The organism is Pseudomonas sp. NY15356 (genome assembly GCF_048068175.1).
Lineage (GTDB): Bacteria > Pseudomonadota > Gammaproteobacteria > Pseudomonadales > Pseudomonadaceae > Aquipseudomonas > Aquipseudomonas putida_K.
This window is the reverse complement of record NZ_JBLUPW010000001.1, coordinates 380,931-394,352: the sequence shown is the minus strand read 5'-3', so window position 1 is coordinate 394,352 and position 13,422 is coordinate 380,931. Positions and strand designations below refer to the sequence as shown.

The 13,422-nt window shown below is 64.5% G+C and carries 13 protein-coding genes; 5 read left to right on the top strand and 8 right to left on the bottom strand.

Features of this window, described 5'->3' with window-relative positions; all coding sequences use genetic code 11:
• Positions 1 to 5: 5 nt before the first annotated feature.
• From metX to ACNFCI_RS01760, 4 genes are all read right to left on the bottom strand, one after another.
• The gene (metX, locus tag ACNFCI_RS01775; RefSeq protein WP_368828809.1) at positions 6 to 1,145 is read right to left on the bottom strand and encodes a homoserine O-succinyltransferase MetX; all 1,140 of its coding nucleotides are present in this window, start codon (positions 1,143 to 1,145) and stop codon (positions 6 to 8) included.
• Positions 1,146 to 1,232: 87 nt separating this feature from the next.
• Entirely contained in the window at positions 1,233 to 1,823 is a 591-nt protein-coding gene (locus ACNFCI_RS01770; RefSeq protein ID WP_084853815.1) for a YggT family protein, read from the bottom strand.
• A 10-nt stretch (positions 1,824 to 1,833) separates the two neighbouring features.
• Complete coding sequence (gene proC / locus ACNFCI_RS01765; protein ID WP_368828810.1) at positions 1,834 to 2,652, bottom strand: pyrroline-5-carboxylate reductase; 819 nt, start codon at positions 2,650 to 2,652, stop codon at positions 1,834 to 1,836.
• 38 nt (positions 2,653 to 2,690) lie between these two features.
• Entirely contained in the window at positions 2,691 to 3,377 is a 687-nt protein-coding gene (locus tag ACNFCI_RS01760) for a YggS family pyridoxal phosphate-dependent enzyme (RefSeq protein ID WP_368828811.1), read from the bottom strand.
• 66 nt (positions 3,378 to 3,443) lie between these two features.
• On the opposite strand from ACNFCI_RS01760, the gene ACNFCI_RS01755 reads away from it, so the two are divergent.
• A complete protein-coding gene (locus tag ACNFCI_RS01755; RefSeq protein ID WP_368828812.1) occupies positions 3,444 to 4,439 on the top strand; it encodes a type IV pilus twitching motility protein PilT in 996 nt (331 codons plus the stop codon).
• A 120-nt stretch (positions 4,440 to 4,559) separates the two neighbouring features.
• Here the strand turns inward: ACNFCI_RS01755 and ACNFCI_RS01750 are convergent, their stop codons facing one another.
• Positions 4,560 to 5,192 carry a C40 family peptidase gene (locus tag ACNFCI_RS01750; RefSeq protein WP_368828813.1) on the bottom strand — a complete coding sequence of 211 codons (633 nt, stop codon included), beginning with the start codon at positions 5,190 to 5,192 and terminating at the stop codon, positions 4,560 to 4,562.
• A gap of 168 nt (positions 5,193 to 5,360) precedes the next feature.
• Between ACNFCI_RS01750 and ACNFCI_RS01745 the strand changes: the two genes are divergently transcribed.
• The gene (locus tag ACNFCI_RS01745) at positions 5,361 to 5,780 is read left to right on the top strand and encodes an NINE protein (RefSeq protein WP_084853824.1); all 420 of its coding nucleotides are present in this window, start codon (positions 5,361 to 5,363) and stop codon (positions 5,778 to 5,780) included.
• A gap of 45 nt (positions 5,781 to 5,825) precedes the next feature.
• On the opposite strand, the gene ACNFCI_RS01740 is transcribed toward ACNFCI_RS01745, so the two are convergent.
• The 3 genes from ACNFCI_RS01740 to ACNFCI_RS01730 all read right to left on the bottom strand — a co-directional run bounded on the left by ACNFCI_RS01740 (position 5,826) and on the right by ACNFCI_RS01730 (position 10,682).
• Positions 5,826 to 6,524 (bottom strand): SPOR domain-containing protein, encoded by a 699-nt coding sequence (locus tag ACNFCI_RS01740; RefSeq protein WP_368828814.1) that lies wholly within the window; start codon positions 6,522 to 6,524, stop codon positions 5,826 to 5,828.
• 1 nt (position 6,525) lies between these two features.
• Positions 6,526 to 8,262, bottom strand: a complete 1,737-nt coding sequence (gene argS / locus ACNFCI_RS01735; protein ID WP_368828815.1) for an arginine--tRNA ligase — start codon at positions 8,260 to 8,262, stop codon at positions 6,526 to 6,528.
• Positions 8,263 to 8,462: 200 nt separating this feature from the next.
• The gene (locus ACNFCI_RS01730; protein WP_368828816.1) at positions 8,463 to 10,682 is read right to left on the bottom strand and encodes a primosomal protein N'; all 2,220 of its coding nucleotides are present in this window, start codon (positions 10,680 to 10,682) and stop codon (positions 8,463 to 8,465) included.
• Positions 10,683 to 10,850: 168 nt separating this feature from the next.
• Here ACNFCI_RS01730 and rpmE point away from each other — a divergent pair, with 168 nt between their 5' ends.
• From rpmE to ACNFCI_RS01715, 3 genes are all read left to right on the top strand, one after another.
• A complete protein-coding gene (gene rpmE / locus ACNFCI_RS01725; protein ID WP_084853831.1) occupies positions 10,851 to 11,066 on the top strand; it encodes a 50S ribosomal protein L31 in 216 nt (71 codons plus the stop codon).
• A 2-nt stretch (positions 11,067 to 11,068) separates the two neighbouring features.
• The gene (locus ACNFCI_RS01720; RefSeq protein ID WP_368828817.1) at positions 11,069 to 11,890 is read left to right on the top strand and encodes a thermonuclease family protein; all 822 of its coding nucleotides are present in this window, start codon (positions 11,069 to 11,071) and stop codon (positions 11,888 to 11,890) included.
• Between the two features lie 179 nt (positions 11,891 to 12,069).
• Complete coding sequence (locus ACNFCI_RS01715) at positions 12,070 to 13,338, top strand: malic enzyme-like NAD(P)-binding protein (RefSeq protein ID WP_084853834.1); 1,269 nt, start codon at positions 12,070 to 12,072, stop codon at positions 13,336 to 13,338.
• Positions 13,339 to 13,422: the final 84 nt, after the last annotated feature.

The following is a 13,422-nucleotide window of genomic DNA, read 5'->3' as shown; positions in this document are numbered from 1 at the left end:
TGTCCTCAGATGGCGATGCGGTTCATGTAGTTCGCGAAACCCTGCATGTAGCGAGGCGTGGGGATCAGGAAGGCATCGTGCCCGTAGGGTGAGTCGATCTCCAGGTAGCAGACGTTCTTGCGTGCTGCCATCAGGGCGTCGACGATCTCCCGCGAACGCGCCGGCGAGAAGCGCCAGTCGGTGGTGAATGACATGATGCAGTAGTCCGCCGAGACGTTTGCCAGGGTAGCGGCCAGGTCGCCGCCGTGGCTGGCGGCCGGGTCGAAGTAGTCCAGGGCCTTGGTCATCAGCAGGTAGGTATTGGCGTCGAAGCGCCCGGAGAATTCCTCGCCCTGGTAGCGCAGGTAGCTCTCGACCTGGAATTCGACACTGTGGAAGTCGTAGTTGAGCTTGTCGCTCTTGAGCTCGCGGCCGAATTTCTCGCCCATGGAGTCGTCGGACAGGTAGGTGATATGGCCGACCATGCGCGCAAGCATCAGGCCGCGCTTGGGAACCACGCCTTGGTCTTGGAACGAGCCGCCGTGGAACTCCGGGTCGGTGAGGATGGCCTGGCGCGCCACTTCGTTGAAGGCGATGTTCTGTGCCGAGAGCTTGGGGGCCGAGGCAATGTCCACGCAATGGCGAACGCGGTCCGGGTAGCTGATGGTCCACTGCAGTGCCTGCATGCCGCCCAGGCTGCCGCCGACCACGGCGGCCCACTGGCCGATGCCCAGGCGGTCGGACAGGCGCGCCTGGCTGTGTACCCAGTCTTCCACGGTCAGGACCGGGAATTCCGCGCCGTAGGGCTTGCCGGTGGCCGGGTTGATGCTGCTCGGGCCGGTGCTGCCGTTGCAGCCGCCCAGGTTGTTCAGGCTGACCACGAAGAAACGGTTGGTGTCGATCGGCTTGCCAGGGCCTATGCAGCTGTCCCACCAGCCCGGCTTGCGGTCGGTAGGGGCATGGTAGCCCGCGGCATGATGGTGACCGGACAACGCATGGCAGATCAGCACGGCATTGCTGGCGGTGCTGTTGAGGGTGCCATAGGTTTCGTAGACCAGCTCGTAGCTGGCCAGGGAGCGGCCGCAGGCCAGGGCCAGCGGTTCATCGAACCGGGCGGTTTGCGGTGTTACCAGACCAACGGAATCTTCGGGAAGGACAGTGGACATCGACCCTGCTCACGCTTGACGGAGGCGTAAGTCTAAAGAGGGCCACCCCCAGCGGCAAGCGAAGGCTTGCCGCTGGGGGCAAGTCGGTCAGATCATCCGCCACAGCTCTTGTGGCATGCCGGCGTAGGCGGCCAGCGGGGGCATGACGAACGACTGGATCACCTGGATCGCCAGGAACGCAAAGATCGGCGAGATGTCCATGCCGCCGAGGTTGGGAACCAGGCGGCGGAACGGCGCCAGCACCGGTTCGCTGATCTGGTAGGCCAGTTCGGCCGCCGGGTTGTGGCTGTTGGGCGCCACCCAGGACACGATCACCATGACGATCATCGCTACCCAGAAGATCTTCAGGAACAGCGAGGTGACACCGATGATCGCCCACATCAGCAGGTGCAGGACATCGCCGAAGGTGCCGTAGCTGACCATCAGCACGAAGGCCATCAGCAGCGCCTGGATCACTACCGACAGCACCAGGGACGAAGTGTCCAGGCCACCGACGCTGGGGATGATGCGACGAAGCGGCTTGAGCAGCGGTTGGGTGGCGCGTACCGCGAACTGGCTCAGCGGGTTGTAGAAGTCGGCCTTGACCAGTTGCAGCACGAAGCGCAGCAGGACGATCACCAGGTACAGGCTGACCAGGGTTTGCACCACGAAGATCGCGGCGCCGGACAATGCATTCATCGACAGCTCCTTATTTGCCCAGTTGCTCGGCCAGTTCGGCGGAACGTTTTGCTGCGGCCTCCAGGGCCTGCTCGACGATGGCCTCGAAGCCATTGCCTTGGAACGACTTGATCGCAGCCTCCGTGGTGCCGGCCGGCGAGGTCACGCGGCGGCGCAGTTCGGCGGCGTCGACGTCGCTGGCTGCGGCCATGTGCGCGGCGCCCAGGGCGGTCTTCAAGGTCAGCTGGGAGGCGGTTTCGCGCGGCAGGCCGAGCTTCTCGCCGGCGGCGGTCATGGCCTCGATCAGCAGGAAGAAGTAGGCCGGGCCGCTGCCGGAAACGGCGGTGACGGCATCGAGCTGCTGCTCCTGCTCCAGCCACAGCACGGTGCCCACGGCAGACAGCAATTGCTCGGCCTGCTGGCGCTGCTCGGCCGAGACTTCGACGGTGGCGTACAGGCCGCTGGCGCCCTGGCGCAGCAGGGCCGGGGTATTGGGCATGCAGCGCACCACCGGGCGAGCGCCGAGCCAGGCCTGGAGGCTGGCGCAGGTGATGCCGGCAGCGATGGAAACGATCAGCTGGCCTGGGGCGAGGTATGGCTGCAGGGCTTGGCACACGGCCTTCATGACCTGTGGCTTGACCGACAGGACGATCACGTCTGCGCCGGTAATGGCCTGGGCGTTGTCTTCGAAGGCTTCGATGCCATGCTCGGCGCTGATCCGCGCCCGGGTCTCGGCGCCCGGGTCGCTGGCGCGGATCTGCGCGGCATCCAGGCCCTGGGCACGCAGGCCGCCGATCAGGCTGGCGGCCATGTTGCCGGCGCCGATAAAGGCAATTCGTGTCTTGCTCATGTCAGGTCCTTGAGGGAAAGAGTGAGTAAAGCATGGATTCAGGCGGCGCCGTAATCGCGCGCCCCGAACAGGGCGGTGCCGATACGTACCCAAGTCGCTCCCTGGGCGATGGCGGCCTCGAGATCGTGGCTCATGCCCATGGACAAGGTGTCCAGGCCCAGGCCAAGGCCTTCCTGCAACTGGCGCAGGCTGGCGAAGGCGGCCTCCTGGGCGGCGCGGTCATCGGTGGGCTCGGGAATCGCCATCAGGCCACGCAGGCGGAGCCGGGGCAGGGCTGCCACGGCCCGGGCCAGCGCGGGCAGCTCGGCGGGGGCGCAGCCGGACTTGCTGTCCTCGCCGCTGACATTCACCTGCAGGCAGATGTTCAGCGGCGCCAGGCCCTCGGGGCGTTGTTCGGACAGGCGTTGGGCGATCTTCAGGCGGTCCACGGAATGTACCCAGTCGAAATGCTCGGCAATGGCTTTGGTCTTGTTCGACTGGATGGGGCCGATGAAGTGCCAGATCAAGGGCAGGTCATCGAGCGCGACCTGCTTGGCCAGGGCCTCCTGGAGGTAGTTCTCGCCGACATCGCGCACACCTGCAGCGTGGATTTCGCGGATGGCGCTGGCCGGTTTGGTCTTGCTCACCGCCAGCAGCTGGACGCTGGCCGGATCGCGTCCGGCGGCCTGTGCTGCGCTGTCGATGCGAGCGGCGAGGGCGGAAAGGTTGTCTGCTATGGTGGACATGGAATCGATGCCGACGGCTCTGTGGTCTGCGGCATTCTACCTGCTTGATGGCCTTTGGGGAGTCTCATGGATGTGACCGACCTGCTGGCCCGGGCCAAGGCTGTGGGGGCGTCTGACCTGCACCTGGCCGCGGGCGAAATTCCCATGCTGCGCCTGGATGGCCAGCTGCAGCGCCTGGACCTACCGCCCCTGGCGGCCTGCGCCCTCGAGGATGCATTGGCGCCGCTGCTGGACCAAGCACAGCGGCGCCAATGGGCGAGTGGCGATGAGCTGGACCTGGCCGTGACGCTGCCGGGCCCTGTGCGTATCCGCTTGAACCTGTACCGCCAACGCAATGGGCCCGGGGCGAGCCTGCGCTTGCTACCCAGCCGCGTGCCGACCGTGGATGAGCTGGGCCTGGAGGAAGTGTTTCAGCCTGTTGCGCAGTGGCGCGACGGCCTGGTGCTGGTCGGCGGGCCGACCGGCAGCGGCAAGTCGTCCACCGTGGCGGCCCTGGTCGACCAGCTCAACCACACGCACGCCTTGCACATCATCACGCTCGAAGACCCTGTTGAACTTATCCACAGCAGCCAGCGCAGCCTGGTCAGCCAGCGTGAGATTGGCCGCGACTGCCGGGATTTCGCCCAGGGCCTGCGCAGCGCCTTGCGTCAGGACCCGGATGTGATCGTGATCGGTGAATTGCGTGACCTGGAGAGCATTCGCCTGGCCTTGCGCGCGGCGGAAACCGGCCACTTGGTGCTAGCGACGGTGCATACCCGGTCGGCGGTGAACAGCATCGACCGGTTGGTGGAGGTGTTTGCCGCAGAAGAAAAGGCGCTGGTACGGGCGATGCTGGCGGAGTCGTTGCGCCTGGTGGTGGCGCAGGTGCTGGTCAAGCGTGTGGGCGGTGGCCGGGTGGCTGCACGGGAAGTGCTGGTGGCGACGCCTGCGGTGCGCAACCTGATCCGCGAGGGGCGGATGGCGCAGTTGCAGTCCGTGATGCAGACCGGGGCGGCGGTGGGGATGAAGACGATGGAGATGGCGTTGCAGGCGTTGCGGGGCCAGATTATTGAGGAAGGGTGATCTTAAAGCGCTTCGGTGCCCGTAGGAGCGAGCGCAGCTCGCGATGCGCCGCGCGGGCGGCGCTCGATCTTACGGCAAGCACCCGTCTCAAGGCCTACCTGAACAGCAGGCGATTTAAGTTCAGCGCTTGGCCAGGGCCAGCGTCTGTTCTTTGGGCAACACCCGCTTGGCCACCACGTAATGCCGTTGCCAGTACGGCTTGCTCAGGGTATCGATGCTCACCCGCTTGCCAGTACGCGGCGCATGGATGAAGCGGTCGTTGCCCAGGTAGATGGCCACGTGATTGACCCGGCGGCTCTTGATGTTGAAGAAGATCAGGTCGCCTGGCTTGAGGTCGCTCTTGGCCACCTTGACGCCATGCCCGCGGGCCATGGCATTGGAGGTACGCGGCAGGTCGACGTCGGCGACATCGGTGAAGGCGTACTTGACCAGCCCGCTGCAGTCGAAGCCCTTGCTCGGGCTGCTGCCGCCCCACCGGTAGGGCGTACCGAGTACATTGACGGCACGGCTGAGCACATTGCTGCTCTGCTTGGCCGACATCATGGCCACAGGCAGTTGGCTGGAGATCTTGGCGGCGTTGCTCGGGCGAGCGCGCAAGCTGGTCTGCTTGATCGGCGTGCGCTTTACGGTGCTACTGGCGTTGGTGGTGTAGCCGGTAAACCCGTTGGGAAGACGTTGCTCACGGTTGGTGGCGTGGGCGGCCAGGGGTAACAGAAGGCAGAGGGTCAGCCATGTCTTGAACAAAGGCGGCATAGTTGAAACTCTTTTAGGTATGTGTTGGCTGTATGGCGCGCAACTCTATAACACCTACGGTGGGTTTTTCGTTCCGTTGGTCGATTGCGCGGGTACCATACGTCGGCTTCCAAGGAAAAAGTCACAAACTTCCTTAGAAAATTTTTCACTAACCCAAGGAGGACAAGCATGAATGGTTATCAACAGGGGGCGCCGTTGCACGACACCCACAGCAAGGTCCTGGGTTATCTCTTGTGGATATTCGGCTTCACCGGCTCGCACCGCTTCTACTACGGCAAGCCGATCACAGGCACCCTCTGGTTCTTCACCTTGGGCCTGTTCGGCATTGGCTGGCTGATCGACCTGTTCCTGATTCCATCGATGGACCGTGAGGCGGACATGCGCTTCCAGCCAGGGCGGGTGGACTACAACCTGGCATGGATCCTCCTGACCTTCCTGGGGATCTTCGGTGCGCATCGCCTTTACCAGGGCAAGTGGATCAGCGCCTTGATCTACCTGCTCACCGGTGGCCTGTTCCTGGTGGGCGTGCTGTATGACTTCTGGACCCTCAACAGCCAGATTTCCCAGGTCAACGCCGAACGCCGCTGACAGAAAAAAGGCCTTGTCGCGTGGGGCGGCAAGGCCTTCTTTTGTTTACTGGCGGGTCTGTCGTTGCTGCAACAGCAGGTTGCCAAAGCCTGCCCCGGCCAGTTGCTTCTGTGCCCCGGTCAGCTGTTCACGGTTGCTGAACGGGCCGACCAGTACGCGGTACCAGGTCTCGTCCTTCACCGTCCCCGACTCCACCTTGACCGACTGGCCGAGCAGGATGATCTGTGCCCGGACCTTGTCGGCATCGGCCTGCTTGCGGAACGAGCCGGCCTGGAGGAAGAACTGCGTGGTCGCTGCCGGCTTGATCACCGGGGGCGCAGGCGGAGGTGTCTGCCCCATCAGGGCGGCCTGGGCGCGGGCGGTGTCGATCTTCGCCGCTTCCGCCGGCGTGACCGGCTTGACCGGTTGCGCCGGCACCGGTGGAGTTTTTTCCGGCACGGCTTCGGGCGGCACGATGACCTCCGACTCCGGCAGCAGCGTATAGAAGTCGTACTTGGGCTTGACCGGCTGCTGCTGCGCAGGTGCGTTGCCTTTACCGGCTTCGGCGACCTTCGCCGGCTTCTGCTGCTCGGGCTTGGTGCGCTTGATGTCGTCGCCGCCAGGCTCGAGCTTCATCAGGAAGACGATGAAGGCGCCGACGGTCAGGCCGACCGCCAGCCAGATCCAGCCCGGGATCGGCTGTTTGGCCGGTGCCTGGTTACGGCTGGCGCCACGCTTGGGTGCGGGTTTTTTCTTGGCAGCCAACTTACATGCGCTCCAGGGTTTCCAGGCCGAGCAGTTCCAGGCCCTGCTTGAGGGTCCGACCGGTCAGGGCGGCCAGGCGCAGACGGCTCTGTTGCTGCTCGGCGGTCTCGGCGGCGAGGATCGGGCAGTTTTCGTAGAAGCTGGAGAACAGGCCGGCGATGTCGTACAGGTAGCTGCACAGCACGTGTGGGGTGCCCTTCTCGGCCACGTTGTTGAGCACTTCGCCGAACTGCGCCAGGCGCGCGGCCAGGTCCTGCTCGTGGGCAGCCTGCAGGGTGATCTTGCCCTCGACTTCGTCAAAGCCCTTGCCCAGCTTGCGGAACACACTGGCCACGCGGGTGTAGGCGTACAGCAGGTACGGCGCGGTGTTGCCGTCGAAATTGAGCATCAGCTCGAAGTTGAAGCTGTAGTCGCTGGTGCGGTGCTTGGACAGGTCTGCGTACTTCACTGCGCCGATGCCGACCACTTCACCGATGCGGCGCAGTTCGTCCTCGGACAGGCTCGGGTTCTTGTCCTTGACCAGGGTATAGGCGCGTTCCTTGGCCTCTGTGAGCAGGTCGATCAGCTTCACGGTGCCGCCGTCGCGGGTCTTGAACGGGCGGCCGTCGGCGCCGTTCATGGTGCCGAAGCCCATGTGCTCCATCTGCATCGGGTGGCCGACGAAACCTGCGCGGCGGGCGACTTCGAATACCTGGTTGAAATGCAGGGCCTGGCGCTGGTCGACGAAGTACAGGGCACGATCGGCCTTGAGCACATTGCTGCGGTAGCGTACGGCGGCAAGGTCGGTGGTGGCATAGAGGTAGCCACCGTCGGCCTTCTGCACGATCACCGGCAGCGGCTCGCCTTCGGCATTCTTGAATTCGTCGAGGAATACGCACTGGGCGCCCTGGTCCTCGACCAGCAGGCCCTTGGCCTTGAGGTCGGCCACGACATTGGCCAGGTCGGCGTTGTAGGCGCTTTCGCCCATCACATCGGCCATGGTCAGTTTGACATTGAGCAGCTCGTAGGTCTTCTGGCAGTGGGACAGGGAGATGTCCTTGAAGCGGGTCCACAGGGCCATGCACTCGGGGTCGCCGGCCTGCAGCTTGACCACCAGGCCACGGGCGCGGGTGGCGAACGCTTCGGACTCGTCGAAGCGCTTCTTGGCTGCGCGGTAGAAGTTCTCCAGGTCCGACAGTTCGTCGCTGGTGATCGGGTTCTCTTCCAGGTAGGCCAACAGCATGCCGAACTGGGTGCCCCAGTCGCCCACGTGGTTCTGGCGGATCACCTGGTCGCCGAGGAACTCCAGGACCCGGGCGACGCTGTCGCCGATGATGGTCGAGCGCAGATGGCCGACGTGCATTTCTTTGGCCAGGTTCGGTGCCGACAGGTCGATCACCACCTTCTCGCTCGGGCCGACCTTGCGCACGCCCAAGTGATCGTCGGCCAGGGCGGCGTCCAGGCGGTTGGCCAGCGCCAGGGTGTTCTGGAAGAAGTTAAGGAAGCCTGGGCCTGCGATCTCGACCTTGGTGATGTCGTCGCTGGCCGGCAGGGCATCGATGAGTTTTTCGGCCAGGTCGCGTGGCTTCATGCCGGCGGGCTTGGCCAGCATCATGGCGATGTTGCTGGCGAAATCGCCGTGGGTCTTGTCCCGGGCATTTTCCACCTGGATCGCCGGCGTCAGCCCTTCAGGCAGCACGCCGTCGGAGACGAGTTGGGTGAGGGCTTGCTGGATCAGCTGGCGAATGGTGTCTTTCATGGCGTTCTCTTTTCGACCGCAAGCGCGGTGGGGCGCTTCGATGCGCAGGTGGAAAAACTGGGCATTATCCGTTCCTGGGGGCGTGTTGCCAACCTTTGGTGCTGCATGGTCCGGCCCTATCGCCGACTACAGGTACGGCGTTGTCTCTGAAACAGTGCAGGGCAGGTGGGAGCCGGCTTGCCGGCGATAGGGCGATCGGTTCAGTACAGGTCGACCGGGTCCACGTCCAGCGACCAGCGTACCTGGCGCCCTGACGGCATGTGCTCCAACACTAGCAACCAGGCGCTGATCAGTCGATGCAAAGGCGCCCGGGCATTGGCCTGGAGCAATAATTGCGCGCGGAAGCGCCCGGCTCGGCGCTCCATGGGCGCCGGTACCGGGCCGAGCAGCTCGATACCGTGCAGGTTCTGCTCGGCCAGCAGGCGTTCGGCCGCGGCGCAGGCCTCGTCGAGAAAGCCCTCCGCCTGGCCCGGCTTGTGCGCCTCGGCGCGCAGCAAGGCCAAATGGGCGAAAGGGGGCAGGCCTGCAGCCCGACGTTCGCTCAGGGCCTGTTCGGCGAAGGCGAAGTAGCCCTGCTCGGTCAGCTGCACCAGCAAGGGGTGCTCGGCCAGGTGGGTCTGGATGATCACCTTGCCTGGCTCCTCGGCCCGCCCGGCGCGGCCGGCCACCTGGACAATCAGCTGGGCCATGCGCTCGCTGGCGCGGAAATCGCCGGAGAACAGGCCGCCATCGGCGTCGAGGATGGCCACCAGCGTCACCCGGGGGAAGTGGTGTCCCTTGGCCAGCATCTGCGTCCCGACCAGGATGCTGGGCTGGCCGCGCTGGATGGTGGTGAACAGGTTGTGCATGGCGTCCTTGCGCGAGGTGCTGTCGCGGTCGACGCGCAGGACAGGGTAGTCGGGGAACAGCGTTTTCAGGCGCTCCTCGGCCCGCTCAGTGCCCGCGCCCACCGGGCGCAGGTCGACATGGGCACACTGCGGGCACTGGTGCGGCAAGCGCTCGTCGTGGCCGCAATGGTGGCAGCGCAGCACGCCGGAGCGTTGGTGTACAGTCATCCGCGCATCGCAGCGTGGGCATTCGCTCAGCCAGCCGCAGTCATGGCACAGCAGCGTCGGGGCGAAGCCGCGGCGGTTGAGGAATACCAGCACTTGCTGGCCGGCTTCCAGAGTCTGGCGGATGGCTTGCTGCAGCGGGCCGCTGATGCCGCTGTCCAGGGGCAGGCTGCGCACATCCAGGCGCAGGAAGCGAGGGGCACGTGCGCCGCCGGCGCGCTGGTTCATGCGCAGCAGGCCGTAGCGCCCGCTGTGGGCGTTGTGCAGGCTCTCCAGCGAGGGCGTGGCGGAGCCGAGCAGGATCGGGATGTTTTCCTGGTGGGCACGAACCACGGCCAGGTCCCGGGCGTGGTAGCGCAGGCCTTCTTGCTGCTTATAGGAACCGTCGTGCTCCTCATCGATGATGATCAGGCCCGGATTCTTCATGGGCGTGAACAGCGCCGAGCGCGTGCCGATGATGATGTCGGCCTCGCCATCGCGGGCCGCCAGCCAGGCATCGAGGCGCTCACGGTCGCCTACCGCCGAGTGCAGCAGGGCGATGCGGGCATTGAAACGCTGCTCGAAACGCGCCAGGGTCTGTGGACCCAGGTTGATCTCGGGGATCAGGATCAATGCTTGCTTGCCCGCTTCCAGGGTTTCACGGATCAGCTGCAGGTAGACCTCGGTCTTGCCGCTGCCCGTCACGCCGGCCAGGAGGAAGGCGTGGAAGGCGCCGAAGCCCGAGCGCACGGCATCGAAGGCAGCCAGCTGCTCCTCGTTAAGAGGCAGTTCCGGCTGTGCCAACCAGTGTTCGTGACGAGCCTGGGGCAGGTGGCGGCGTATTTCCACCTGGACCAGTTCCTTGGCCAGCAACAGATCCAGGCTGTCTTTGTTCAGGCCCAGCTTGGCCAACAGGCTGTGGGCGACACCGTGGGGGTGTTGCGACAACGTCTTGAGGGCTTCGCGCTGGCGTGGTGCACGGGCGATGCGCGGGTCTTCCAGGCGGGCGCCGGGCGCCACGTGCCAGAAGCGCTCCTGACGCATCTCGGCCGGCTCGCCCTGGCGCAGCAGGGTCGGCAGGGCCCAGTTCAGGGTGTCGCCCAGGCTGTGCTGGTAATACTGCGAGGTCCACAGGCACAGCTTGAACAGCGCGGCGGGCAGGGGCGAGACCGGGTCGAGCAGGGCGCTGGCAGGCTTGAGCTTGTCTGCCGGGACTTCGCTCTTGTCGCAGACTTCCACCAGCACGCCGATCATCTCCCGGCGCCCGAACGGCACGCGGATGCGCATGCCTGGCACCAGCGCCTGGCGGGCCATGCTGGCCGGGGCCCGGTAGTCGAACAGGCGACGCAGGGGCGAGGGCAGGGCAAGGCGCAGGATGACGTCGGACACGCGGAAGGTCTCTGGAGGGCATTTCGGAATCCGCCGAGACTAGCAGACGACAGTCGGTGATCGCGACACCTTGCGTTGGCGTGATGCTCTGGTATTATTCGCCGCCTAATTACGTGCGGTATTCAACAATTGGTGTTGGGTGGCGGCACGCAGCTCGAGGAAGTGACGATGAAACCAGAAATTCACCCGAATTACGAAGTAGTTGCAGTCACCTGCAGCTGCGGCAACAAGTTCGAGACCCGTTCGACCCTGGCCAAGCCTCTGTCGATCGACGTCTGCTCCCAGTGCCACCCGTTCTACACTGGCAAGCAGAAGGTCCTGGACACCGGTGGTCGCGTACAGAAGTTCGCCGATCGCTTCGGTATGTTCGGTACCAAGAAGTAATCATGCGTATGGCGAACCCATCGGGTTTCGCGCTGCTGCAGAAAAAGGCGCCCCTTGTGGGCGCTTTTTTTGTGGGCGCGATCTGGCACCTCCCCGCTCTGGCCTACTGCCCCCTCCCCGACAAACCGCAGCAAGTGGCGGTGCGCCAGGTGGTCGATGGCGACACCTTGCGCCTGAGCGATGGGCGCAGCGTTCGCATGATCGGGCTCAACGCACCGGAAATCGGCCGCAAGGGGCGCTCCAGCGAACCCTATGCCGAGGCTGCCAAGCGCCGCCTGCAAGCTTTGGTGAATGCCAGCGACGGGCGCGTCGGCCTGGTGCCGGGCGTGGAGTCGAAAGACAAGTACGGGCGCACCTTGGCGCATATCTACGGTCGCAATGGCGACAATCTCGAGGCGGTATTGCTCAGCGAGGGGTTGGGCTATCGGGTCGCGGTGGCGCCCAACGTCACCCTCGCTTCCTGCCAGCAGCAAGCCGAGCAAGCGGCCAGGGCAGCCCGAACCGGGCTCTGGCGGCAATCGCCGGTGCTGCGTGACGGCGATGTGCGACAGTCTGGGTTCGCCATCATCAGCGGCAAAGTCCAGGGCATCGAGCGCAATCGTGGCGGCGTCTGGCTCGATCTTGGCGAGCAAGTGGTGCTGCAGGTTCCCGCTCGTCTGCAACGCAACTTCCCGGCAAGGTTCTTCGATAACCTCAAGGGACGCCAGGTCGAGGCGCGTGGCTGGGTGCTGGATCGTTCCCGCAAGGGCGGCCTGAAGCCGGGGCAGCGGCGTTGGTTGTTGCCATTGACCGATCCGAGCATGTTGGAGCGTGTTTCAGGTTAAATAGTTGTAGACATTTCGCTATTAGATTGTACACACTTGATGGCGTATGCCCCGTGGGTTATAGCGTAAAGTCGTAGGCTAAAGGCCTTGACACAAGTGACCGGGCAGTCTTGTAGCCCCCCGGCTCTTTGCGTATCCTCGGCGGTCCGTCAGAACAGTAAACAAGCGGAATGCCCACCATGTCAGACCTGAAAACCGCCGCTCTCGAATATCACGCTCAGCCTCGCCCGGGGAAACTGAGCGTCGAACTCACCAAGCCAACCGCAACCGCTCGTGACCTGGCCCTGGCCTACAGCCCGGGCGTCGCCGAGCCGGTGCGCGAGATTGGCCGTGACCCAGAGCTGGCCTACAAGTACACCGGCAAGGGCAACCTGGTCGCGGTGATTTCCGATGGTACCGCCATCCTCGGCCTCGGCGACCTGGGCCCGCTGGCCTCCAAGCCGGTCATGGAAGGCAAGGGTGTTCTGTTCAAGCGTTTCGCCGGTATCGACGTATTCGACATCGAAGTCGACTCGGAAAGCCCGCAGGCCTTCATCGACACCGTCAAGCGCATCTCCATCACCTTCGGTGGCATCAACCTGGAAGACATCAAGGCGCCAGAGTGCTTCGAGATCGAGCGCACCCTGATCGAGCAGTGCGACATCCCGGTCTTCCACGATGACCAGCACGGTACCGCGATCGTCACCGCGGCCGGCATGATCAACGCCCTGGAAATCGCCGGCAAGAAGCTCGAAGACGCCAAGATCGTCTGCCTGGGTGCCGGCGCTGCCGCCATCTCCTGCATGAAGCTGCTGGTCAGCATGGGTGCCAAGGTCGAGAACATCTTCATGATCGACCGTACTGGCGTCATCCACGCCGGCCGCGACGACCTGAACCAATACAAGGCGCAGTTCGCCCACGCCACCGACAAGCGCACCCTGGCTGACGCCCTGGAAGGTGCCGACGTGTTCGTCGGTCTGTCCGGCCCGAATCTGCTGAGCGCCGAAGGTCTGAAGTCCATGGCGGCCAACCCGATCGTGTTCGCCTGCTCGAACCCGGACCCGGAAATCGCCCCGGAACTGGCCCACGCCACCCGCAACGACGTGATCATGGCCACTGGTCGTTCCGACTACCCGAACCAGGTCAACAACGTACTGGGCTTCCCGTTCATCTTCCGTGGTGCCCTGGACGTTCGCGCCAAGCGCATCAACGAAGAAATGAAGATCGCTGCCGCCATCGCCCTGAAGGACCTGGCCAAGCTGCCGGTGCCGAAGGAAGTGTGCGACGCCTACGGCGTACAGGCCCTGGAATTCGGTCGTGAGTACATCATTCCGAAGCCGATGGACCCACGCCTGATCACCGTCGTCTCCGACGCCGTGGCCAAGGCTGCCATCGAGTCCGGCGTAGCTACCCTGCCGTATCCGAAGCACTACCCGCTGCAGAGCGTGAACGACGTGTTCAACGGCTGATCCAGGCCGTAGCGCCATGAAAAAGCCCCGGCTCGTGAGAGTCGGGGCTTTTTCGTTTGGGGCTCCTACCTGCCCTGCGCTGTT

Coding starts and splice junctions, on each gene's coding strand:
- ACNFCI_RS01755 (WP_368828812.1), top strand. CDS start 3,444: ATGGATGTGACCGACCTGCTGGCCCGGGCCAAGGCTGTGGGGGCGTCT.
- ACNFCI_RS01750 (WP_368828813.1), bottom strand. CDS start 5,192: ATGCCGCCTTTGTTCAAGACATGGCTGACCCTCTGCCTTCTGTTACCC.
- rpmE (WP_084853831.1), top strand. CDS start 10,851: ATGAAACCAGAAATTCACCCGAATTACGAAGTAGTTGCAGTCACCTGC.
- ACNFCI_RS01770 (WP_084853815.1), bottom strand. CDS start 1,823: ATGAATGCATTGTCCGGCGCCGCGATCTTCGTGGTGCAAACCCTGGTC.
- ACNFCI_RS01760 (WP_368828811.1), bottom strand. CDS start 3,377: ATGTCCACCATAGCAGACAACCTTTCCGCCCTCGCCGCTCGCATCGAC.
- metX (WP_368828809.1), bottom strand. CDS start 1,145: ATGTCCACTGTCCTTCCCGAAGATTCCGTTGGTCTGGTAACACCGCAA.
- ACNFCI_RS01720 (WP_368828817.1), top strand. CDS start 11,069: ATGCGTATGGCGAACCCATCGGGTTTCGCGCTGCTGCAGAAAAAGGCG.
- argS (WP_368828815.1), bottom strand. CDS start 8,262: ATGAAAGACACCATTCGCCAGCTGATCCAGCAAGCCCTCACCCAACTC.
- ACNFCI_RS01715 (WP_084853834.1), top strand. CDS start 12,070: ATGTCAGACCTGAAAACCGCCGCTCTCGAATATCACGCTCAGCCTCGC.
- proC (WP_368828810.1), bottom strand. CDS start 2,652: ATGAGCAAGACACGAATTGCCTTTATCGGCGCCGGCAACATGGCCGCC.
- ACNFCI_RS01745 (WP_084853824.1), top strand. CDS start 5,361: ATGAATGGTTATCAACAGGGGGCGCCGTTGCACGACACCCACAGCAAG.